Genomic DNA, 25,463 nt, shown 5'->3' with positions numbered 1-25,463 from the left:
GGAGATTACAAATGAAAAAAAACTTTAAAAAATTATTTAGTCTTTTAAGTATATTAATTGTATTATCAAGCACTTTAGTGGGGTGTTCTTCTACAGATACTACTTATGAGAAAAAGCAATACTCTATGTTAGATATAGATAATATAGAAGTTGACATAAAAGATAGAAAAATTGAGGTTTTTCCATCTTCAGATAAAAAAATTCATATTTCTTATTATGACAGTGAAAAAGAGTATTATATGATTGATTTATTCGAAAAAAATAGATTGTCAATTAAATATATTACTAATAAGGGTTGGAGTGATTATATAGGTGGAAAGACTTCAATAGAAAACAGAACAATAAAAATGTGGATACCCAATGAATCTTTAGAAAATCTAAACTTAAAAACATCTAATGGAGATATAGAAATATCACAATTATCATTTTTAAGTTCAGTAGATATAAAGGTTAGCAATGGAAATATTGAATTAAAAGAGCTTGATGCAAGAAACTCTATAGAACTTGAAACGAAAAATGGTAATATAGGTGGAACACTAACAGGTTCTTATGATGATTTTTTTATATCAAACTATATAAAAAAGGGAAAAAGTAATTTGCCTAATGATAAACATAATGGTTCAAAGAAACTTACAACTTATACAAATAATGGAGATATTCTTTTGGACTTTATTAACGATTAAAGCCAAACCTATTAAAATAAAACTGCAAATAAAGCAAAACACATACCATTCATTTGTAGTGTTTTGCTTTATTTTTTATGTATAAAATCCGAATCATGTATATGAAACCTCTAAAGTTATTTGCTACTTGTATTTATTAAGTATTTTTATTATTTAGTTAATAGTACATATTTAAATCTTTACATAATCTTAATCATTAAAAATACATTTTAACTACAATTTTATGCCAAAATTGATAATATAATAATAATGAAAGGTGTAAGGAGGTTGTTTAATGGACAGACCAAACCCTGATATACTGTTAGAAAAGATTAAAAATGAAGAAAATAAATTGAATAGAGGTCAATTAAAAATATTTTTTGGCTATGCAGCAGGAGTAGGGAAGACTTATTCTATGTTGGAATCTGCACAAAATTTGAAAAAAGTGGGTGTAGATGTAGTAGTTGGATATATTGAACCACACACAAGACCAGAGACATTAGCTTTACTTGAGGGATTAGAAATTCTTCCTGTAAAGGAGATAGAATATAAATCTATAAAACTAAAAGAATTTGATTTAGATGCTGCTTTGGCAAGAAAGCCAGACGTTATATTGGTAGATGAGTTTGCACATTCTAATGTCACTGGGCTAAGACATACAAAAAGGTGGCAAGATATAGAAGAATTATTGTTAGCAGGTATAAATGTATATACCACTGTAAATGTTCAACACTTAGAAAGTCTAAATGACATTGTTGAAATAATTACAAATGTATCAGTTAAAGAAACTATACCAGATAAGTTTTTAGATACTAATACACAATTGGAACTTATTGATGTTGAACCTGATGTACTTCTTGAAAGATTCAGTGAAGGTAAAATATATAAGAAAGAACAAGCAATTAGAGCAAAAGATAATTTTTTTATAAAAGATAATTTAGTTGCCCTTAGAGAGATTGCCCTTAGAAAGACAGCAGAACGAGTAAATAAAGAAGTACAAATGACTAGATTGTCAAAAGGTGATGTAAGTGTAATACCTACATCAGATACACTGCTTGCATGTATAAGCCCCTCTCCATCCTCTGCAAAAGTCATTAGAACTGCATCTAGAATATCAGACAGTACATTTGCAAAATGGATAGCTTTATATGTTGAAACTCCAAATACAGCAAGATTACCTTTACAAGAGCAAAAACAATTACAAAACAATTTAAAACTTGCCAAGAAATTAGGTGGTGAAATAATTGTTTTACATGGTGAAGATGTAATTGAACAGATACTTAGGATTGCAAAGCTTAGAAATGTAACAAAAATTGTAATAGGTAGAAATCATTCAAATAATAAAAAACTTAATAAGAAATTTAAAAAAGATATAGTTGACAAATTAATAGACGAAGTGGATTATATAGATATACATATAATACCTTATAAATTTGCTTCAGAAGTTAAATATAAACCTAAAAAAGATAAACTATCAATAAAATCAAAATTTAAAATTAGTAAGGTTGATTTTATCAAACTTATGATTGTTACTTTAATGATAAGTATCTTAGCATATGTAGTACAAAGTCTTGGATTTATAAGAGAAAATATACTGCTAATATATATGTTAGGAGTAGTTTTAGTTTCAATGTGGACTAAAGGATATAGCACAGGTATAGTGAGTTCTGTGTTAAATATAATCCTACTAAATTATTTTTTTACAGCACCAATATATACATTATCAATAGCTGATTCAAACTATATAGTTACATTAGTTGTATTTTCGATAGTTGGTATAATAACTAGTACACTTACATCTAAAGTACAACATGAAGCAGAAACAGCTGCTAAAAGAGAAGAAAATACAAAAATGATATACCAAATAATAAAGGGATTTTTGAGGTTATCAAATAAAGATGATATAGTAAATAAGGGGATAGAGCTTTTATCTCTTAGTTTGAGTAGAGATGTAGTTTGTTATTTAAGTGTAGATAAGCATAAAAAATCAAAGTTATATAAAAAAAATGCTTCTAACAAAGATAAAAATGATTTAGATAGTGACGATGAAAAAGCTGTTGCAAGTTGGGTTTTATCCAATTCAACAGTGGCAGGTAGTGATACAGATACACTTCCAGGTTCAAAGGGGTATTATATACCAATAGTAGGTATGAATTTAACTTTAGGGGTTGTTGGGATATCATGTATTGATTCGAAATTAGATGCAGAAGACATAAATTTAATTGAAACAATAATAGCTCAAATGGCAATAGCTCTTGACAGAGAAATTCTATCAGAAGCAAAAGAAAATACCAATCTTGAAATAGAGAGAGAAAGATTAAGAAGTAATCTTCTAAGAGCAGTTTCCCATGACCTTAGAACTCCATTAGCAGGAATATCTGGAGCAGTAAGTACGATTATAAAAAATAAAGGTACTATAGGTCAAGATATAATAGATGAATTACTTAGTGGTGTATATGAAGATACTCAATGGTTAATTAGACTTGTTGAAAATTTACTTAGCATGACTAAAATAGATGAAGGAAAATTAGAAGTTAAAAAACATTCTGAACTTGTTGAAGAGGTTATCTCAGAAGCATTGCAAAAAATTAAAAAAAGAATTGAGAATGCAATTATAGATATTAATATACCAGAACAAATACTATTTGTTCCTATGGATGCAAAATTGGTAGAGCAAGTTTTAATTAATTTGATAGATAACTCTTTAAAATATTCAAAAGAAGATTGTAAGATAAATATAAATGTATATGAAGAAGAAGATTATGTTTGGTTTGAAGTATCTGACAATGGCCCTGGTATATCAAAAGAATTGAAAAAGCATGTTTTTGATAGATTTTTTACAGGAGAAGAAGGTTCTAAGGATTCTAGAAAAGGTGTTGGACTTGGATTATCAATTTGTAAATCAATAATTCAAGCTCATAAAGGTGAAATTATGGTAGAAAATAATAGAGATAAAGGTTCAACTTTTAAATTTAGTTTGCCTAAGGAAAATGAATAATGTCAAATTTTGAAATTTATTTTTGGAGGAAGAAATGAGTAAAAAACTTATATTATTAGTAGAGGATGATAAGACAATAAGAAAATTTATATCTACTGCGCTTTTGACACAAGATTACGATGTCAAGGAAGCTATAACTGGTAAAGATGGAATATCGATTGCTGTTTCATATTCTCCAGATGTCGTTCTTTTGGATTTAGGGTTAGAAGATATGGATGGAATAGAGGTAATAAAAGCTATTAGACAATTTTCAAAGATACCAATAATTGTAGTTTCCGCAAGAGAACAAGATAGAGAAAAGGTAGAAGTATTTGATGCAGGAGCGGATGATTATTTAACAAAACCATTTTCGATAGTAGAATTATTGGCTAGAGTAAGAGTTGCACTTAGACATTCACAGATGGAGTTACAACAAAAAGAAGAAGTTAAATCTACTTTTGAAGTAGATAAATTATTGATTGATTTTGATAAAAGAAGAGTTATAGTTGATGATAATGAAGTCCATTTGACACCTATTGAATATAATATTCTTTCATTACTTGCAAAACATCATGGAAAAGTACTTACTCATAATTTTATAATAAAAGAGATATGGGGTAGTATTATTGGAAATGAAACTAAGTCTTTAAGGGTTTTTATGGCAACATTAAGGAGGAAAATAGAAAAGCAACCTGCTGACCCAAGGTATATAATTACAGAGGTTGGTGTAGGATATAGATTAAATGATGAATAGATGTTATGTATATTAATTATCAGATTGAATATTTAATGTATATTATAATTATATAATTTAGTTAAAAATAAGAATGAAGTGTATATGCTATTGTTAGTTTAGTATATGCATTTTATTTTTTAAGTATCAATAATTTTTTGGTATTAATAATACGAAATATGATTTAAAATAAATACATGGTATAATTTGTGGTAAAGATTTTAATTAAACAATAAAAATATTTAACCCTTGTCTTATAATAAATTTAACATAAATATTAAATAATAATTATTAAAATAGTGTAAAATAATTACAATAATCATTATACAAAATTTTTGAAATGTAAATTGAAGTTTAGGAGTAGATGTATGTATATACTGAATTTAAATACAAGAGAAATTATTGAAGATTTTAGTGAAAAATTTTATACAGCAGAAAATTCTTATCTTATATTAAGTGCTCCAAAAAATTTAAAATTGCTCAAAGAAATCTTGGATATAGATGAGATAACTTTTAATGATTGTCTTAAGTTTGATGAAATAACGAAACTTGATTTATTTGATAATTACGATTTTTTGAGTTTAAATACATTTGAATTAAGAGATGGAGAGGCTGTTATAGAAGAAGTAAATATGTATTTATCAGATAATTTTATATTAGTTGTAGTAAATGAGGAACATTTTTTATTTGAATTTGTAAAAAGTATTATTTTTAAAAATTCTCAACTTGAAAAAAACCCAGTTATAAATCTATTTAAAATAAACTATTTAATTTTTAGAGAGGTTATAAAAAATGGTTTTGAGTCTTTGGAAAAAGTTGAAGAATTAATTCTTCAAATAGAAGATGAGATGATGGATAATATTCATAAAAATCATGTATCTAGAATAAGTGATGTAAGGGGTCTAACGAGGACTATAGTTAAGAATACGAGACCTCTTTTATATATTGGTGACAGAATAGTAAAAGAAAATATAAGGTATTTGAAGTATTCCAATGTAAAAAAATATAATCTTGAAAATTTTCAAGGTATAGATTTTGGAATTGATAAATTATATAATTTTTCATTATCAACACGAGAATTAGCTGATAAATTATTAGATATATACTCTTCTAGAGTAGGTGAAAGAACAAACCATCTAATTACAAAATTAACTTTACTAACAGCTATATCTGCACCACTTACAATTATAACTGGTATATATGGAATGAACTTTAGATACATGCCAGAATTAAATTGGGTATATGGATATCCGGCAACTTTATTCTTTATGCTATGTATAATTTTTGTTGGAATTGTAATATTTAAAATAAAAAAACTATTGTAAATAACAGATGATTTTTAAAGTGTTTTATAAAAATACAGCAATTAAGAAACTAATTTAAGAAAATGAAAAAATATTTTAAATTGAAAATATTTATAGAAAATATTGACAATTATATTTTCTTTGCTATAATTATTAAACAAGAAGAATAATAAATTATAAAAATGGAGGAGAATACTATGAAAGGAATATTAAAAGAACTAACAGCAAAACTTTATAGCTTTTATTACTTTATGTTCTGGGGCTTTTATTTTAGCGCTGGCTATTTCTTTTACAAAAATACATGCAATTCCTTTCTGGTGAGGCCTTGTTTTAATGATTTTGAGCATAAGTAAATTTTATAAAAATTGTTGTTTTGTATATTTATATAAGATTTAATGCTTAATAGATTATTTTAGAGAACTCATTAGTGAGTTCTCTTTTTTATTTTAAATATAAAACTATAATATTGGGAGGTAGTAAAAATGATAGTAGTATTAAAAATGGGAGCAGATAAAAGTGAAGTTAAGAAGTTAATAGAAGCTATTGGAAGAGAAGGAGTAGAAGTTAATCCTATAGATGGGACAGAACTAACTGTTTTAGGTTTAGTTGGAGACACTAGTAAAATAGATGCTAAAAGAATAGAGGCAAATAAAATAGTTGAAAAAGTTATGCATGTAGTAGAGCCTTTTAAAAAGGCTAACAGAAAGTTTCATCCAGAACCTTCTATAATAAATGTTAATGGGATGGAAATTGGTTCAAAAAAAATTGCTATGATAGCTGGACCTTGTTCTGTTGAAACAGAAGAACAAATAGTATCTATCGCTGAAGATGTAAAAAAATCAGGAGCAGGGTTCTTAAGAGGAGGAGCATTCAAACCAAGAACATCACCATACGCTTTCCAGGGATTAAGATACGATGGATTAGATTTATTAAAGAAAGCAAAAGAAAAAACAGGGCTTCCTATAGTTACAGAAATAATGTCAACACAAGATATAGATATATTTGAAGAAAATGTAGATGTAATTCAAGTTGGAGCTAGAAACATGCAAAACTTCGATTTATTAAAAGAATTAGGAAAAACACATAAAACAATACTTTTAAAAAGAGGATTATCTGCTACAATTGAAGAGTGGTTAATGTCAGCTGAGTATATAATGGCTGGAGGAAATGAAAATGTAGTACTTTGTGAAAGAGGTATAAGAACTTTCGAAACATATACTAGAAATACTTTGGATTTAAGTGCAATTTTAGCTGTAAAGAAGCTTAGTCATTTACCAGTAATAGTTGACCCAAGTCATGCAGCAGGAAAATCATGGATGGTAGACTCTCTATCTAAAGCAGCAATTGCAGTTGGAGCAGATGGGCTTATAATAGAAGTTCATAATGACCCAGCCCATGCACTTTGTGATGGCAAACAATCAATTAGACCAAATGAATATGATGAATTAATAAGTGAATTAAAGACTGTCGCATTAGCAGTTGGAAGAGAAATATAATCTATAAAAGGATGGTTAAGTGTGGAAGAAAAATTATTAGTAAATTTAAAAGAAAATAGCTATAACATATTTATTAAAAAAAATATATTAAAAGATATAGGTAAAGAAATAAAAAAAATATATTCTGGAAATAAGATTTTTATTGTAACTGATGAAAATATAGCGAAATTATATTTAAGTGAAGCAAAAAAAAATTTAAATGAATCTGGATTTGAAACTAAAGCTATAATATTAAAAGCTGGTGAAGAAACAAAGTCATTTAATACTCTTCCTAAAATATATGATAGTTTACTCGACTTTACGTTGACTAGAAAAGATTTGATTATTACTTTAGGAGGAGGGGTAATAGGAGATTTAGGTGGATTTGTAGCAGCAACTTTTCTAAGAGGTGTAAATTTCATTCAAATTCCAACATCTTTGTTAGCACAAGTTGATAGTTCTGTGGGTGGAAAAGTTGGAGTTGACCTTGAAAGAGGAAAAAATTTGGTAGGAAGCTTTTATCAACCTAAAGCTGTGTTTATCGACCCAAATGTACTGTTGTCACTTCCTGAAAAATTTTATAGAGATGGAATGGCTGAAGTTATAAAATATGGATGTATAAAAGACAGAATTTTTTTTAATAAGCTTTTAAGTTTAAAAAATAGGGAAGAAGTAATGCAACATATAGAATACATTATACACAAATGTTGCTTTATTAAAAAAACAGTGGTTGAAGCTGATGAAAGAGACTTCGGAGATAGAATGCTTCTAAATTTTGGGCATACATTAGGTCACGCTATTGAGACATATTACAATTTTTCTGGCTATACTCATGGAGAAGCTGTTGGCATAGGGATGTATAAGATAACTTTAGAAAGTGAAAAAAAAGGAATCACAAATGAGGGTACATCAGAGCTTATAAAATCAATTTTAATAAATTATGATTTGCCTTATGAAATTGAATTAAGAGATAATAAGTCTATAATAGATGCAATATCTCTTGATAAAAAGAATCTAGGTGATACATTAAAAATAATACTTTTAAAGAACATTGGAGAGAGTATTATATATAATACTACTTCTAAATTTTTTCAGGAGGTAAAATGATGGGAAGTTTAAAAATATATCCAAGTAGATTGTCTGGAGATGTAAAAATCCCACCATCCAAAAGTATGGCACATAGAGCAGTTATTTGTTCATCTTTAAGTGATGGAAAAAGTAGAATTTCTAATATAGATTTTTCTGATGATATTATAGCTACTATAAGAGCAATGACATCACTTGGAGCTATTATAGAAAAGAAGGAAGATATTTTAGAAATTACGGGTATTTTTTCTAAAGAAGCAGTTTTGAATAAAGAAAATCAATTAAATCAATCTAAATTGACAATAGATTGCAATGAATCAGGTTCTACTTTAAGATTTTTAGTACCTATATCACTAGCATTTGATGGAATAAAAAGATTTGTAGGTAGAGGGAATCTTGGGAAAAGACCACTTGATACTTATTATGAAATTTTTGATAGACAAAATATAGAATATAGCTATAAGGAAAATCAACTGGATTTAGTAATATCAGGAAAACTTAAAGCAGATGAATTTAAAGTAAAAGGAAATATAAGTTCTCAGTTTATAACAGGTTTATTATTTATTTTACCAATATTAGACAATGATTCAAAAATAATAATTACAACTGAGCTAGAATCCAAAGGATACTTAGATTTAACTCTTTCAACTATGAGAGATTTTGGAATAGAGATTGTAAACAATAATTATAAAGAATTTATTATAAAAGGAAATCAAATGTATAAAGCTAGAGATTATAAAGTGGAAGGTGACTATTCTCAAGGTGCATTTTATTTATCAGCAGATGCTATTGGAGGAGAAATTAATATACTAGACCTTAAAGAAGATTCTCTTCAAGGTGATAGTGAAGTTATTGATATTTTATCTAGAATGGGTATGGATATTTTAAGAGAAGATGAAAAAATAAAAGGTATAGTTAATTGTTTAAATAGTACTCTAATAGATGCATCTCAGTGTCCAGATATAATACCAGTTTTGTCAGTAGTAGCAGCTTTAAGTAGAGGAAGAACTACAATAATAAATGCTGGAAGGCTTAGAATTAAAGAATGTGATAGACTTCATGCAATAAGTGTTGAGTTGAGTAAACTTGGAGCAAATATAGAGGAAAAAGAAGATAGTTTAATAATTGATGGGGTAAGTAAGTTAAATGGTGGAGTAGAAGTATGGAGTCATAAAGACCATAGAATTGCAATGACACTTGCAATAGCTTCTTGTAGATGTGACAAACCGATAGTATTAAAAGATTTTGAGTGTGTATCTAAATCTTATCCACATTTTTTTAAAGATTTTGAGATGTTAGGAGGGCGAATTGATGAGTGGAATATGGGGAAATAATTTGAAAATCTCAATTTTTGGAGAATCTCATGGAAATGCTATAGGTATAAATATAGATGGTCTTCCTTCTGGAATTGAACTTGACCTTGATAAGATTGATAAAGAAATGAAGAGAAGGGCACCTGGAAAAAATTCTATATCTACCTCAAGAAATGAAAGTGATATACCAGAAATTCTAAGTGGATACTTTGATGGTAAAACTACAGGAACTCCACTATGTGCAATCATAAGAAATAGTGATACTCGTTCAAAGGATTATGGGGAACTTAAAAATTTAATGAGACCAGGACATGCAGATTATACAGGGCATGTAAGATATTCTGGATTTAATGACTACAGAGGCGGAGGTCACTTTTCAGGGAGGATAACAGCTCCATTAGTATTTTGTGGTGCTATATGTAAACAAATTCTATCACAAAAAGGAATAGAAATAGGAGCACATATAAAAAAAATTAAAGATATAGAAGATATTAGCTTTGATTATGCAGATATATCAAAACAACAATTAACAAATTTACAAACTTTAGAGTTACCTTTACTTGATTTATCAAAGGAAGACACTATGAGAGATACTATTATAGATGCAAAACATCAAGGAGATTCAGTTGGTGGAATAATTGAATGTGCAGTAGTGGGAATTAATGTAGGCATTGGGAATCCATTTTTTGATTCTGTTGAATCTACTCTATCACATTTATTGTTTTCTGTTCCATCTATAAAAGGTGTAGAGTTTGGTTTGGGTTTTGGACTTACAGATATGTATGGTTCTCAAAGTAATGATGAGATGTATTATGAAGGTAATCAAGTTAGGAGTAAAACAAATAATAATGGTGGAATTATTGGAGGTATTACAACTGGAATGCCAATAATTTTCAAAGTTGCAGTAAAACCAACACCATCGATTAGTGTTCAGCAGAACACAATTAATATAAAAGATAAAAAAGATGATATTTTATCTATTAAAGGTAGACATGACCCTTGTATAGTTCAAAGAGCAGTACCTGTAATAGAAGCAGTAACGGCTATTGGAATTTTTGATTTGGTGAAAGGACGATAATAATGGAGGATTTAACAAGATATAGAAATGAAATTGATGACATAGATAAAGAGCTTATTCAATTATTTGAAAAGAGAATGAATACAGTTCTTGAGATTGCTAAACATAAAATGAAAAATAACACTACTATATTTCAAAAAGATAGAGAAGAAAAGGTACTAAGTAAAGCTGTAGATAATTTGGATAATAAAGGGTATTCTCAAGAAACGATACAGTTTTTTAATTCTATAATGGAGATTAGTAGGGGATTACAAAAGAGAATAATGGATGACGATAAAGAAGAAAAATCTGAATGTAATCTAAATTCATCAAATGAGAAATTTGATTTGTCAAACATCAATAAATATAAAACTTTAAAATATGAAATTAATAAAAAAAATATCCTAGTAGGGTTTCCTGGTATATCCGGTTCATTCACAGAAGAAGCATTAAATAAATTCTTCAACAAAAAAATATCCAAAAAACAATTTAAAGAATTTGAAGATGTTTTCGTAGCACTTAAAAATAAAGAAATAGATTATGGAATAATACCTATAGAAAATTCATCTACAGGAGCCATTTCTGAAACTTATGACCTTTTAAGAAAATATGGTTTCTATATAGTTGGAGAAGAATGTATAAAAATAGACCAAAATTTAATTGGAATAAAAGGTACAAAACTTGAAGATATAAAAGAAATATATTCTCATCCACAAGGGATAGGGCAAAGTAGTGAGTTTTTAAAACAGAATAGTAATTGGAAACTGATACCATTTAATAATACAGCAACAAGTGCTGAACTTGTAAAAAGACTTCAAGACAAAACAAAAGCAGCAATTGCAAGTAAAAAAGCTGCAAATATTTATGAACTAGAAATAATAAGTCCTTGTATAAATGATATTACGAATAATTACACTAGATTCGTAGTAATCAGCAATCAGATACACATTGATGAAGAATCAAATAAAATGAGCATAGTATTTTCTGTTGAACATGAAGCAGGAAAACTATATAAAGTACTTGGGTACTTTGCTGAAAATAATATAAATATGACAAAAATAGAATCAAGACCTATGAAGGATGCTTCATGGAGATATTTCTTTTATATAGATTTTGAATGCTCTATTTATAATCCAAAAGTGTACAATTTATTAGAATTGATAGAACATAATACAGCATATTTTAAATTTATAGGTGTATATAAGAATAAAATTGAATAGGAAAATAGAATTCTTTATTTAAATTTAATTATTAGGAGGTACAAAGATGAATTTTTTTGGTCTAGTAGGTGAAAAGCTTTCTCATAGTGTTTCACCTCAAATCCATAAAAGAATATTTGAGATATTAAATATTGAAAGTGCATATAAAAACTTTGAAATATCAAAAGAAGATATATCCAAGTTAGAGAGTGCTATAAAATTATTAGGGATACAAGGAGTAAATGTCACTGTGCCATATAAGGAACGCATTATGAAATATTTAGATTTTATATCACCAGAAGCAAAACGAATAGGAGCAGTTAATACAATTTTACTTAAAGAAAATATATTATATGGTTATAATACAGATTACTTTGGTCTTGATAGTATGTTTAAAATGGCCAATATTAATGTTCAAGGAAAAGTCGCTGTTATATTAGGAACTGGTGGAGCATCTAAAGCTGCTCTTACATATCTCCTTGATTCTGGTGTAGATAAAGTTTATGTTTCAACTAGAAAAAAAGATAATAAAAAATTATTAAATGATAAAGCTATATTAATAGACTATGAAGAACTTCAATTTATAAAAGGAGATATAATGATAAATGCTACACCAGTAGGAATGTATCCCAATGTTGGAATATCACCAGTACCAAAATCAATTATACAAAATTTTGATACTTTAGTGGATTTAATTTATAATCCTGGAGAAACAGAGTTTTTGAGAATTGGTAATGATATAGGTAAGAAAACTTGTGATGGTTTATATATGTTGGTAGGTCAAGCAATAAAGTCTCAGGAAATTTGGCAGAATAGAAAAATAAATAATGATATTTTAGATGTTATATATAATGAATTAAAATTAGAGTTTTTGTAAGGGGGATTATTATGATAAATAAACCAAAAGAAAAATTAATATTAATAGGTATGCCAGGAAGTGGAAAAACTACAATTGGTAAACTTCTAGCTCAAGAATATAATTGTAGTTTTTGTGATATGGATGATTATATAAGTGAAATATCACAAAAAAGTATAGCAGAATTGTTCTCAGAAGGAGAGGATGTTTTTAGAGACTATGAAACTCAAGCATGCAAAGAACTTTCTATTAGTGATAAAACAGTGGTATCTACTGGTGGTGGTGTAATAAAAAAAGATGCCAATATGGAGATATTAAAAGAAACAGGTATAGTTATTTTTATTGATAGACCTGTACAAAAAATTTTAGAAGATATAAATATTAATTCAAGACCTTTATTAAAGAATGGCAAAGATAGATTATACAATCTTTATGATGAGAGAATAAGTCTTTATAAAAAGTTTTCAGATATTGAGATTTTAAATGATAAGTCATTAAATAATGCTATATATAATATTACGAATGCAATCAGTGATAATTTTAAATTTGAGTTTAAAGAAAAATAATCTAGGGGGAAATGAAGATAATGAATATTGTTATTGTAGGGCTAGGAGTTATAGGAGGTTCTTTTGCTAAAGCACTAAAAAAAGCAGGATATGAAAATGTATTTGGAGTGGATGTAGATTTAGAAACTTTAAAGAAAGCAGAAGAATCAAAAATCATAAAAAAAGGAAGTACTACAGGTAAAGAGCTATTTAAGGAAGCTGATTTAATTATATTATCTATATATCCTAGATTAATTGTGGATTTTTTAAATAATAATAAGCAATTCTTTAAAAAAGGAACTATAATCACTGATACTACAGGAATAAAAGAAACACTTATCAATGATGTATTAAAAATAATTCCAGATGACATAGATTTTATATTTGGGCATCCCATGGCAGGAAGAGAAAAGAAGGGAATTGATTTTGCAAGTGAACAGGTTTTTAAAGAAGCAAATTATATAATTACTCCAACTGGTAGAAATAATATAAAAAATTTAGAATTGGTTGAAAATTTAATTTTGGAAATAGGGTTTAAAAGAGTAAAAAAATTGACTTCACAGAAACATGATGAGATTATAGCTTTTACATCTCAGCTTCCTCATGTTATGGCAGTTGCTCTTATAAATAGTGATGAAGAAGATAGAGATACAGGTAAATTTATTGGAGACAGTTATAGAGACTTAACTAGAATTGCAAATATGAATGAAGATTTATGGAGTGAACTTTTTTTAGGAAATAGAGATAATTTACTAAAATCTATAGAAAATTTTGAGTCAGAAGTAAATTTGATAAAAGATGCTATTTTTAATAATGATAAAAATAAATTAATAGAATATTTTAGAAAATCTTCAATAAGAAGAGAAAGTCTAGAAAAATAAAGATTGCTATTTAAGCTACATGTCGCTGGGTATAGATATAAACGATAGCATATTTAATTGTATTAGTATCTATAGATTTAATATAATTAAATATGTTATTGATGTATTTATACCCTTAAATATTGCCACTTTATAAATAATATTTAAAAAAATGGTCTTTGTTAACAATTTATGAAACTTAATTGTAAAAAAGAGTTATTAATAGTAAAATAAAATGAATCAATTAAATTATAGTTGTTAAAGAGGGAGAGGTGTATCTACTTGAAAAATAGTAGGCCAATATTGAAAAATATGTTAATCGCATTTATAGTGCTATTCTTTTTTAGTATATTTGCTTTTTTTTATGTGAGTAATATGGATAGTGCACTAGAATATGAAACACAAAAATATCTGTCTGAAATTAGTACAGAAAGTAAAATCGCAATAAATAGTAAATTGACAAGTAATTTAGATAAATTAGAGAGTATTTCTAAACTTTTAGAGACAGAGGATAGCTTTAATTTAGAAAAAACTTTAAAAATTCTAAAATCTTATAACAAAGACAGTAATTATAATAATATTGGTCTAATTTTACCAAATGGGAAAGGTTATGCTGAAACAATTTTTGGAACAGATTTTTCAGATAGAGATTATTTTAAACTTGCAGTTAAAGGTAAATCTAATATATCAAAACCATTAATAGATAAAACTACTGGAAAACTTACTGAAACATATGCTGTACCTTTATATAATAAAGGGAAAATTGTTGCTGTGATTGCAGCTGATTATGATGTTGAGTTTATATCTGAATTCTTATCAATTTCTACATTTAATGGGGAAGGTTTTTCACTTATATGTGATAGTGATGGTAATATAATTATTCCATCGTATCATAAAAATTTAAACTCAAATATTACAAACCTATCTCAAATTAACTTTGAAAAAAGATTTACTTTTAAAAATATGAAAAAGTCAGACCAAGGTGTAGTGCAAGTTGAAGAATCAGATGGGAATTTTTATATGGCATACACATCTCTAGGAATTAATGATTGGTTTATAGCGTCCTTTGTTCCAAAGACGGTTGTATCTAAAAAATTGAATGATTTAATGATAGTTACAATTATTGGATGGATTATACTTTCATTTTTATTTTTAGGCATTATAATGTACATACTATATTCAAAGAGAAAGAGCCAAAAAACTATAGAAAAGGTGGCATATACAGATTTGGTAACTGGTTATTCAAATTGGAGAAAGTTTGAATTAGATGTTACAAATTTATTAAAAAAATCTTCACAAAATAATAAATATGCAATGGTTATATTTGATATTGATAAATTTAAAGCGATTAATGATATCTACGGTCATAAAAAGGGAAATTTAATTTTAAAAAATATAGCTAGTACTTTAGATGAACTAACCAATAATAATGAAACCTTTGCTCGTGTAAGTGCTGATAATTTTAATATATTGTTATCATACAATACAAAAGAAGATATAATAAATACAATCAAAAAGATTATAGCAAATAATGAACTTGTGAACTTATCTTTTGGAATTTATGAAATTAAAGATAAAACTTTGACTGTAAGTGTATATAGTGATAGAGCTTCACTTGCAAAATCTTCAATAAAAAATAATAGTGATGTGAACTTTGCTTTTTTTAATGATAAATTAAGAGATAAACTATTACTTGAAGATAAGATAGAAAAAGAAATGGAATATGCACTTGAAAATGGTCAATTTGTAATGTATTTACAACCAAAATATAATATTAGATTAGATAAATTTTGTGGAAGTGAAGCCTTAGTAAGATGGCAGTATACAGAAAAAGACATAATATATCCAGGAGATTTTATTCCTATATTTGAAAAAAATGGATTTATTAGAAAAATCGATATGTACATATTAGAACAAGCTTGTAAAGAAATTAGATTCTTATTTGATAAAGGTATTTCACCATTGCCTATATCTGTAAATTTCTCAAGAGTTGATTTTTTAAAAAAAGATTTTATTTCAAAGATAGTAGATGTATGTGATAAATATAAAATACCATATAGTTTAATAGAAATTGAAATTACTGAATCCAGTATGTTTGGAGATACTGATATTCTATTTGATGTGAGTAGAAATCTACAAGATATTGGTTTTATAGTTTCGATGGATGATTTTGGCTCAGGATATTCTTCTGTAAATATGCTTAAAAATATACCATTAAATGTAATAAAATTAGATAGAGGATTTTTTATAGATGATAAAGATGTTGATAAAAGTCAAATTGTTATAAAAAGTATAGTTTCTCTCATCAAGCAATTAGGAATAAGTGTCATCGCAGAAGGAATAGAAACTAAAAATCAAATAAAAATGTTAAAAGAAGCAAATTGTGATATTGTTCAAGGATATTATTTTTCAAAACCATTACCAGTTAAAGAATTTGAAAAATTAGTCTATAAAATATAGTCAATAAATCTTAAATGGGAGGTGGTAAATAAATGATAAGAGCAAAATCTTTAAAGAGCATATTGAGTATTGTTTTAATATTTTTATTTACAATAATTTCTTTTTCTGACTTTGCATTTAAAACTAATGTTCAAGAAGAAGAAAATAATAAAGTTAATTTAAAAGAGATATCTCTTCAAAGTTCTAATGCAATAAAAATAAAATTGGATAGTTCTTTATCATTCATTAAAAGTGTATCAAATATGGTTTCATACTTTGATACTATAGATAATCAAGAAATAATTCCATTGTTATCTAGAATATCAAAGGAATCTGATTTTCAAAGAATATCTATTGTATCTCCTAAGGGGATAAGTCATACTAGTGATGGAAAAACTATCGATGTATCAAATTATGAATATTTTAAAAAAGCAATTAGAGGAGAAAGTAATATATCTGAGGTTGTGAAATCTCCAATTGATGGAAAAGATACTTTTGTTATAGCCACACCTATATTTAAAAATAATGATGTAGTTGGTATTTTGTATGGTTCTTATTACAATGATAAACTAGCTGAATTTATAGATATAACAAGTTTTAATAGTGAGGGATATATAGATATATTTGAATCTAGTGGACAATTTGTTCTAAAATCTTCGCATACAAATAATATCATTAAATCTAGTAGTAATATATATGATATATTTAAAAAGGCTTCTTTTGATGAAGGTTATAGCTATAAAAAAATATACGAGGACACAAAGAATAACAAAAGTGGTTTTACATCATATGAATATAAAGGAGAGAATAGGTATGCCACTTATACACCAATTGGCGTAAATGATTGGTATGTGCTTTCTGTTATACCACAATATACTGTAAGAAAAAATATTGATAAAATAAATCAATTAGCATTTTCTCTAATTTTTAAAGTATTCTTATTATTTATTATACTTATAATATACATCTTTTATAAAAATAATAAATCTCGAAGACATATATTAAAAACAAACAAAGAAATATCATCTATTACAAATAGCATCCCTGGAGGAGTACAAAAATGTACGATTGGAGAAAGGTATGAATTTAATTTTTTAAGTGATGGATTTATAGATTTGTTTGGTTATACAAGAGAAGAAATAGAAACCATATTTAATAATGACTTTTATAATCTAATATATAAAGAAGATGTAAAAAGAATAAAAGAGGAGATTTCTGAACAGCTTCACAAAAACAAAACTATTGAGCTAGAATACAGAGTTATAACAAAAAATTGTGATGTAGTGTGGGTTTTAAATAAAGGAGAAATTATAACAGAACCTGATGGTAAAGAGTATCTTTGTTGTGTAACAGTAGACATTACAAAAACGAAACAATTAGAAAAAGAAATGGAACAAAAAAATCTAGAACTTGAAATGGTATCAGAAAATATTTTAGGTGGTATACTTATAACAGACTTTAATGAAGATTTTACTATACAATACACTAATGCTGGTTATCTTTCAATGATTGGATATACTCGCAAACAACTAGAAGAAGAACTTCAATACAGGGCATGTACTCTCGTTTTTTACGATGATAGAAAAAAGACTCTTGAAAGTATAAAACATCAGTTAGATAAAAAAGGTATAGCTGAATATGAACATAGAATAATAAGACGAGATGGTAATATTATCTGGGTTTCTGTAAAAGGAAGGCTAATTATTGATGGTGATGGAAGTGAAAAAGGTATTTGGATTTTGACTGATATAACTGATTTGAAAAATGTAGAGCAAAAACTTAAAATCAATGAAGAAAGAGTTAGAATTGCATTAAGACAAACATCAAATACTATATTTGAATATGATATAGAAACAAAATCACTTTTAAATACTAATAAAGAACTCGATAAGTACAATATTCCTAATATTACTGAAAATGTTCCATATTCTTTAGTAGAATCAGGAATAATTCATAAAGATTTTAGTGATGATTTTATAAATATGTACGAGAAAATAATGAATGGAGCAAAGATAGCAAATTGTATAATTAAGATAAAACTTCCAGATAAAAGTTACGTATGGAATAAGGTTACTTTGACCACAGTTTTTGATGAAGATGGGAAACCTGTAAGAGCAATTGGTATACAAGAAGATATAAGCGAACAAAAAGAGGCAGAAATAAGATATAATCAAGAAGGCAAATATCATTCAGCCATATTATCAGAAGCAATGATAACTTATGAGATAAATGTATCAAAAGATACTTTTATAAGAGGAAATGAAAACTGGTATAAAGAATTCGGAATTAAGCCCGACAATAACTACTCAGAGATGGTAAAAAATATAGCAAAGAATATTATCTATAAAGATGATAAAGATGTATTTTTAAATACATTTTTGTGTAAGAATTTGTTAACTGCACACAAGAATAATATAAGTGAAATAAAATTAGAATATCGAAGAATGAATCAAGAAAATAAAATGATTTGGGTTATTTGCACGATGCACCTGATAAAAGACTCTATTACGAATGATATAAAAGCTCTTGCTTATGTTAAAGATATTGATAAACAGAAGAATGAAGAAATTAGATTAAAAATAAAAGCAGAAAGGGATACCCTTACAGGATTATATAATAAAGGGACTACTGAAAAACTAATTAATGATTTCTTAGGTTCTGAAGAGTCAAGCTTAGGAATACATGCATTTTTAATTGTTGATATAGATAACTTTAAATCTGTAAATGATAATTTAGGACATGTATTTGGAGATAAAGTATTATTTGAGGTTTCTAAACATCTAAAACCTATATTTAGAAAAGATGATATAGTGGGTCGTATTGGTGGAGATGAATTTATAGTATTCTTAAAGAATATTCAATCTTTTGATAATGCTAAAAAGAAAGCTGAAAAAATATGTGATATATTTAGAAACTCTTATACTGAAAACAAAAAGACATATAAAATATCAGGTACAGTTGGAATTTCATTTGTTCCAGAACATGGAACTATATTTGAAGACCTTTATCAAAAAGCAGATATAGCACTTTATTATGCAAAAAGTAAAGGTAAAGATAAATATGCACTTTACAATGATTACGCTTATCAAAATGAAGTTAGCAATATAGATTACGATAACATAGAAAAAGTAAATAAAAATGAAAAATCTAAACCTGTACTTAAGGAAGTCCTTGATTCCATTGATAATTATATATATATAGTAAATCCAAATACTTATGAACTTCTCTTTATCAATAATAAGGTATCAAGCCTAGATTTAGAAATAAAACTAGGTGAGGCTTGTTATAAATCATTATTAAAATCTAATAAACCTTGTGATAATTGTCCTCTTAATGGATTGGAAGAAAATAAACACTCGAAATTCAATATGGAGACAAATACATTTGGTACAAATATAAGTATAGCAAGTTGGATTAATTGGATAGATGGAGAATATAACTGTCTCATAGAGTGTATAGATATTTCTTTGTACAAAAATAAATAAAAAGGATTATGAGAATATGTTAAATAGTGTTAGTTTAATATTGGGCATAGTATTTGTAATTTACTATTTTTATCTTAAAATAGTTTTTGGAGGGATTTCATTTAGTGAAATTTTCTTAGTTGTAGGAATCCTATTAATTGTTTATCAAATATTTAAGAATAAAATTAAAGAAAAGAAGGTTTTTTATAAATTGCTAAAGATAATAATTAGTGTTTTTCTAATAGTGTTCATAGTTACTGAAAGTTTGATTATTTTTTACCCAAAAAATAACTTTGAAGTAAAGAGTGATTATCTATTGATTTTAGGAGCTTCTGTAAAGAAGAATACACCAAGTACAACCTTAAAGGGAAGATTAAACACAGCCTTAAAATATTTAAAAGTTAATGATGATTGTTATGTGGTTGTATCAGGTGGTAAAGGAAATGGAGAAAATATAACTGAGGCAAAAGCTATGAAAGATTATCTTACAAAAAATGGTATAAATAAGAATAGAATAATAGAGGAAGATAAAGCTACTAATACTTACGAAAATTTTAAGTATTCAAAGTTAAAGATAGAAGAACATAGCAAAGAAAAATTAAAAGACTTAAGAATAAAAATAGTAACAACAGATTTTCATGTTCTTAGAAGTAAAATATTGGCATATAGAAATGGATATAAAAACACCTCTTTTTATGCTAGTAAATCAAAACTTTCATTTATACCTACTTATTATACAAGAGAATTTTTTGCACTATGGAAAACAATTGTTTTTGATAGATAATAAATTAAGAAGACTGGATATAAATTATAAACCTATATCCAGTCTTTTTTTATATGATAAACCAAAAGTTATAAAATTATCTTTTCTTTTAATTTTAATCCATTTCTCATCTTTACAAATCTCCTTGGCATTTTATATTAATATCATAAACGTAAATAAAATATTCATAATATTAATACAAATCAATATAAAAATAGTTTCAAGATTGTACTAATTGTTATAAATATAGATAGAATTTTAAAAAGACTTTTTAGTTTACATAATAAAAATAAAGTTAACTAAAATTCTTAATTTTAGCTTGAGGCGTACAATTAGACGTTTAAATAAATTCTAAGCTTATTTTATCCTCAAAGGTATAAAACATCAATAAAAAATATATAAGCCACTTAAAAACTAAAATAATAAGTCGTTATTTTAGGCAAGATTACGAAAATAATTAGAATAAAAAATACGAAATAATCAAAGTCAGTAAATGTTATAAAATTCAACTAGATTTCAACGTGTATTTTGAAGTTACTTTTAATTTGCTATTATTATTAAGTGAATAAAATACTGAGAATTTTATGATTAAAATAGAACATAAATAAAAAATGAGATGTATATAGTTTAATCCGAAAAAATATCTTAAGTGATTAAATTTGATTTTTTTTAAATAGTTTGTATGATAGTTTAGAATATAAAAGCATGGTTTTTAATTTATTTAAAACTAAAAAAAGAGAAAAAATAATAAAAAAATTACTGACATTTTACTGACAAAATACAATTTTATCTTGTTATACATATTGAAAATACTAGATTAATAAAAAATGGCATAAAATAGTATATTTTATGCCATTTTTTATTTGTATGATAGTTTTTAAAAATTATAATCTAAATAATTTATCTACCATAAAAAATACGCTATTAAATAGATTGGGGATTATGGAAAGAAAAAAAGAATATTATAGAAAAAAAACATGCTTATTGAATGAAAATGTCACATAAAAGTATTTAAAAGAATAATATATTATGAACACAAAATTTTATAATTTCAAAGGAGTGATAATATGGCAACAGTGTCAGGCCAAATAATTTTTGATAGAGATAGAAGTGCTACTATCAACACTGGAGACACAGGAATAGCCAATGTACCAGTTGTGTTACAAAATATAACAACTGGAGCTAGACTTGTAGTTCTTACAAATGCTACAGGGAATTATGTGTTTACTAATGTTCCAAATGGTAACTATAGGATTGTAGAGGCTTTTGGAACTCCAGGAGGAATACCGACACCAGGAAATTTTGCAACAGCAGTAATAGGTCCAGTTCCAATTGCCCAAGCACCACCTATTACTTTTGTAACAAATCCACCTACAGGTTCAACAAACTTAGATTCTACAACACCTAACACATTACTAATAACAGTGACAGGTTCTGATATAACAAATCAAAATATATTAAATGGACCTGTAATTTATACACCTATACAAAATATATTGGACCCTTGTGTATCTGTATCTGATATAAATCTTATTACAGATGCGGATAATGGTACATTTGGTTTTTTCCAACTAGGTACACCAAGTAATACAGGTCCTGCAATAGAACCTTACCCAGGTGTAACGCCAGATTTTACGTATGTGGTACCAGACCCGACTAAGTTTACACCTATAGATGGAGAATACACAGTACAAAACATTATGACAAATGCGATGAGCAACGTTATAGGAGCTTGGTGGCGTATTGCTGACCATACTACAGGAAATGAAACAGGTAGAATGATGGTAGTAAATGGTTTTGATCCAGGCGCTGTATTTTTTAGATCAACAGTATCTGTTACACCTAATACTAATTTCCTATTTAGTACATGGATTTTAAATCTTTTTAAGGTAACAGGATATCCACCACCACAATTAGGCGTAAGAATACTTGACCAAAATAATAATATATTGTATCAGGCAACATTAGGAACTCAAATTCCAGTTAATACAAACGCACCAGAATGGAAAGAAGTAGGTACTATCATTAATTCTCAAAATAATAATCAACTTACAGTAGAATTTTTTAGTGAAGGAGAAGGTGCTGTTGGAAATGATTATGCTATAGATGATGTTTCTTTAAGAGAAATTGAAATACCAACATTTACTCCAATAAAAACAAGCAATACAACAGCTGCAAATGTAGGAGATATAGTCACATACACAGTTAGACTAGATAATACTTGTAGTAGTCCTTTAACTAATGTATTTTTTAGAGATATCGTTCCAAATGGTTTGTTATTTATACCTGGAAGTGTAACGGTTAATGGTGCATCTATATCAGGAGTAGACCCTAATATAGGTTTTACATTGCCAAATGTTGGAGGAGGGACAAGTGTTGAAGTAACCTTTGATGTAAGAGTAGAAGGTATTCCTAATCCAAATCCAATTAATAATATAGCAACTATAGATTACTCTTATACACCTGTAGAGGGAGGAATACCAAATGATTTTTCAGTAGATTCTAATCCAGTTCCACTTTTGGTAATAACAGCAGATATTGAAGTTACAAAGATGTCTGAGCCTGATGTTGTGAATCCAGGGGAAGAACTGATGTATACTATAAAAGTTATAAATAATGGACCATATCCATCTGAAAATGTAATCTTAACAGATAATATACCTGCTTCCATCTTGAATCCAGAGTATTCATCAAATGGAGGAATAACTTTCCAACCATGGACTGGAAGTCTTAATATAGGCACTTTAGGAGTAGGAGAAGTAAGAGTTATTATAATTAGAGGGGTTGTAAATCCATCAGCAATAGGTACTATAAGAAATACAGCTGTGGTATCTTCATCTACAGCAGACCCAAACCCTAGAAATAATACGTCTACAATAGATACAGAAGTAAGTCTGTTAGCAGACCTTTTAATAGTTAAGACATCAGAACCTAACTCAGCAGTTCCAGGTACTTTATTAAAATATACTATTGAAGTAGTAAATTTAGGGCCATCAAATGCTGAAAATGTAGTACTAAATGATGATATACCAGATTCTGTTTTGAATCCAGAGTATTCAACAAATGGTGGGGTAACTTTCCAACCATGGACTGGAAGTCTTGGTATAGGAACTTTAGGTGCTGGAGCTTCAGTAACAATTTTAATACAAGGAATAGTCAGTTTAAATGCTACAGGAGATATAGTAAATACAGCAACAGTCGTTTCATCTACACCTGACCCAGATTTAAGTAATAATATATCAACTACTATTACACCAGTTAATCCACAAGCAGGCATTTCTATTATAAAAGTAACTGATGAGGATGTAGCTGTTCCTGGAGAAGAACTTGTATATACAATTGGAATTTTTAATGAAGGACCATCCAATGCTACGAATGTAGTTTTAACAGATAATATACCTGCTGCTATTTTAAATCCAGAATACTCAATAGATAATGGAGTAACTTTCCAACCATGGACTGGAAGCCTTAATATAGGTACCGTGGCACCAGGGCAATTAATAAGAATTATTATAAAGGGATTAGTAAGTTCAACAGCCACAGGATATATTACAAATACAGCAGAAGTAAGTGCAAATGTACCAGAACCAGTTGTAGATTCATCAACAGTGACAACTCCTATTATTGCATCAGCAGATATAGGTGTAATAAAGACTAACAATATGGATGCAGCAGTTCCAGGAGAAACTTTTAGCTATACTATAGTAATTACAAATTCAGGACCATCAGCTGCACAAAATGTTATTTTAACAGACAATATACCAACTTCTATTTTAAATCCAGAATACTCAATAGACAACGGAGTGACTTTCCATCCATGGACTGGAAGACTTAATATAGGTACTCTAAATGCTGGAGAAGTAAGAAATATTATAATAATGGGAACAGTAAGCCAAACAGCAGTAGGTATTATTGTAAATACTGCAACTGTAAGTTCAACTACGTATGACCCAAATCTAAATAACAATACTTCAACATCAGAAGCAGAAGTAAGCTTATCAGCAGATGTTTCCGTAATAAAATTAGTAAATAAAAAAGAAGTTTGTGTAGGAGAACGATTAGAATTTTTAATAAAAGTATCAAATGCAGGACCAGCAGATGCTCAAAATGTTATTTTAATAGACCATGTATCAAATAAACTTGGTAGGGCAGAATTTTCATTGGATAGAGGTATAAGTTTTAAACCATGGACTGGAAGTCTTGATATAGGTACATTACCAGCAGGGTCTTTAAGAGTTATTCTATTGAGAGGATTTGTAAAACCAACATGTAATGACAAACTAATAAATACTGCAAAAGTAACTTCAACAACACCAGATTCAAATCCCAACAATAATATATCAAGAGTGAAAGTGAAAATTGAACAGTGTTGTTGTGATGACTCATGTTGTAAAGATTGTTGTTGTGGCGATCCTTGTTGTAATTGTTGTAAAGACTGTTGTTGTGATAAACATAGTTGCAATTGCTGTAATGATTGTTGTTGCAATGAGCACAGTTGCAATTGTCACAATGATTGTTCTAAAAATAAGTCTAAATATTAATTTGCCACAATAATTTTATCCTAAATAAGATAAAAAGTAGATTTACAGTGTATGAAGAAAATATTTTATATTAATTAAAAAATATTAACCTTTTTATATTTGATAAGGACTAACTTCGCAGTGCTATTGCCTAAAGCGAAGTGGTCCTTATATAGTTTTGTTTTTTTAATAAAAATTATTCATATCTTT

Annotated in this window: 16 protein-coding genes; all 16 read left to right on the top strand. The window is 27.4% G+C overall.

Going from position 1 to position 25,463, the window contains the following annotated elements; translation table 11 throughout:
• Window positions 1-11: 11 nt before the first annotated feature.
• The 16 genes from Q3304_RS13060 (at window position 12) to Q3304_RS12985 (ending at window position 25,274) form a co-directional block, all read left to right on the top strand.
• A complete protein-coding gene (locus Q3304_RS13060) occupies window positions 12-683 on the top strand; it encodes a DUF4097 family beta strand repeat-containing protein (RefSeq protein ID WP_223195490.1) in 672 nt (223 codons plus the stop codon).
• A 274-nt stretch (window positions 684-957) separates the two neighbouring features.
• On the top strand, window positions 958-3,660 hold the full coding sequence (locus Q3304_RS13055; RefSeq protein ID WP_074178141.1) for a sensor histidine kinase KdpD: 2,703 nt from the start codon (window positions 958-960) through the stop codon (window positions 3,658-3,660).
• Window positions 3,661-3,694: 34 nt separating this feature from the next.
• Entirely contained in the window at window positions 3,695-4,393 is a 699-nt protein-coding gene (locus tag Q3304_RS13050) for a response regulator (RefSeq protein WP_407813958.1), read from the top strand.
• A gap of 347 nt (window positions 4,394-4,740) precedes the next feature.
• A complete protein-coding gene (locus Q3304_RS13045; protein ID WP_407813959.1) occupies window positions 4,741-5,697 on the top strand; it encodes a CorA family divalent cation transporter in 957 nt (318 codons plus the stop codon).
• 461 nt (window positions 5,698-6,158) lie between these two features.
• A complete protein-coding gene (gene aroF, locus Q3304_RS13040; protein WP_054270312.1) occupies window positions 6,159-7,172 on the top strand; it encodes a 3-deoxy-7-phosphoheptulonate synthase in 1,014 nt (337 codons plus the stop codon).
• Window positions 7,173-7,193: 21 nt separating this feature from the next.
• Window positions 7,194-8,258, top strand: coding sequence for a 3-dehydroquinate synthase (gene aroB, locus Q3304_RS13035; protein ID WP_407813960.1), 1,065 nt, complete (start codon window positions 7,194-7,196; stop codon window positions 8,256-8,258).
• The gene (gene aroA / locus Q3304_RS13030; protein ID WP_407813961.1) at window positions 8,258-9,571 is read left to right on the top strand and encodes a 3-phosphoshikimate 1-carboxyvinyltransferase; all 1,314 of its coding nucleotides are present in this window, start codon (window positions 8,258-8,260) and stop codon (window positions 9,569-9,571) included. Before aroB ends, aroA begins: the two co-directional genes overlap by 1 nt.
• On the top strand, window positions 9,549-10,628 hold the full coding sequence (gene aroC / locus Q3304_RS13025; RefSeq protein ID WP_054276706.1) for a chorismate synthase: 1,080 nt from the start codon (window positions 9,549-9,551) through the stop codon (window positions 10,626-10,628). The genes aroA and aroC overlap by 23 nt, the downstream gene beginning before the upstream one ends.
• 2 nt (window positions 10,629-10,630) lie before the next feature.
• Window positions 10,631-11,827: a prephenate dehydratase gene (gene pheA / locus Q3304_RS13020; protein ID WP_407813962.1), complete on the top strand. Its 1,197-nt coding sequence runs from the start codon at window positions 10,631-10,633 to the stop codon at window positions 11,825-11,827.
• A gap of 46 nt (window positions 11,828-11,873) precedes the next feature.
• Window positions 11,874-12,683 (top strand): shikimate dehydrogenase, encoded by an 810-nt coding sequence (gene aroE / locus Q3304_RS13015; protein WP_407813963.1) that lies wholly within the window; start codon window positions 11,874-11,876, stop codon window positions 12,681-12,683.
• A gap of 11 nt (window positions 12,684-12,694) precedes the next feature.
• On the top strand, window positions 12,695-13,228 hold the full coding sequence (locus Q3304_RS13010; protein ID WP_169466834.1) for a shikimate kinase: 534 nt from the start codon (window positions 12,695-12,697) through the stop codon (window positions 13,226-13,228).
• A gap of 20 nt (window positions 13,229-13,248) precedes the next feature.
• Window positions 13,249-14,088, top strand: coding sequence for a prephenate dehydrogenase (locus Q3304_RS13005; RefSeq protein WP_167640529.1), 840 nt, complete (start codon window positions 13,249-13,251; stop codon window positions 14,086-14,088).
• 261 nt (window positions 14,089-14,349) lie between these two features.
• Window positions 14,350-16,527, top strand: coding sequence for an EAL domain-containing protein (locus Q3304_RS13000; RefSeq protein WP_407815437.1), 2,178 nt, complete (start codon window positions 14,350-14,352; stop codon window positions 16,525-16,527).
• A 32-nt stretch (window positions 16,528-16,559) separates the two neighbouring features.
• Window positions 16,560-19,991: a GGDEF domain-containing protein gene (locus Q3304_RS12995; protein WP_407813964.1), complete on the top strand. Its 3,432-nt coding sequence runs from the start codon at window positions 16,560-16,562 to the stop codon at window positions 19,989-19,991.
• A 16-nt stretch (window positions 19,992-20,007) separates the two neighbouring features.
• A complete protein-coding gene (locus tag Q3304_RS12990) occupies window positions 20,008-20,754 on the top strand; it encodes a YdcF family protein (protein WP_407815436.1) in 747 nt (248 codons plus the stop codon).
• A gap of 1,046 nt (window positions 20,755-21,800) precedes the next feature.
• Complete coding sequence (locus tag Q3304_RS12985) at window positions 21,801-25,274, top strand: hypothetical protein (RefSeq protein WP_407813966.1); 3,474 nt, start codon at window positions 21,801-21,803, stop codon at window positions 25,272-25,274.
• Window positions 25,275-25,463: the final 189 nt, after the last annotated feature.

Source organism: Clostridioides sp. GD02377 (genome assembly GCF_045899875.1).
In the GTDB taxonomy this organism is placed as follows: domain Bacteria; phylum Bacillota; class Clostridia; order Peptostreptococcales; family Peptostreptococcaceae; genus Clostridioides; species Clostridioides difficile_A.
This window is presented reverse-complemented; position numbering and strand designations above follow the sequence as displayed.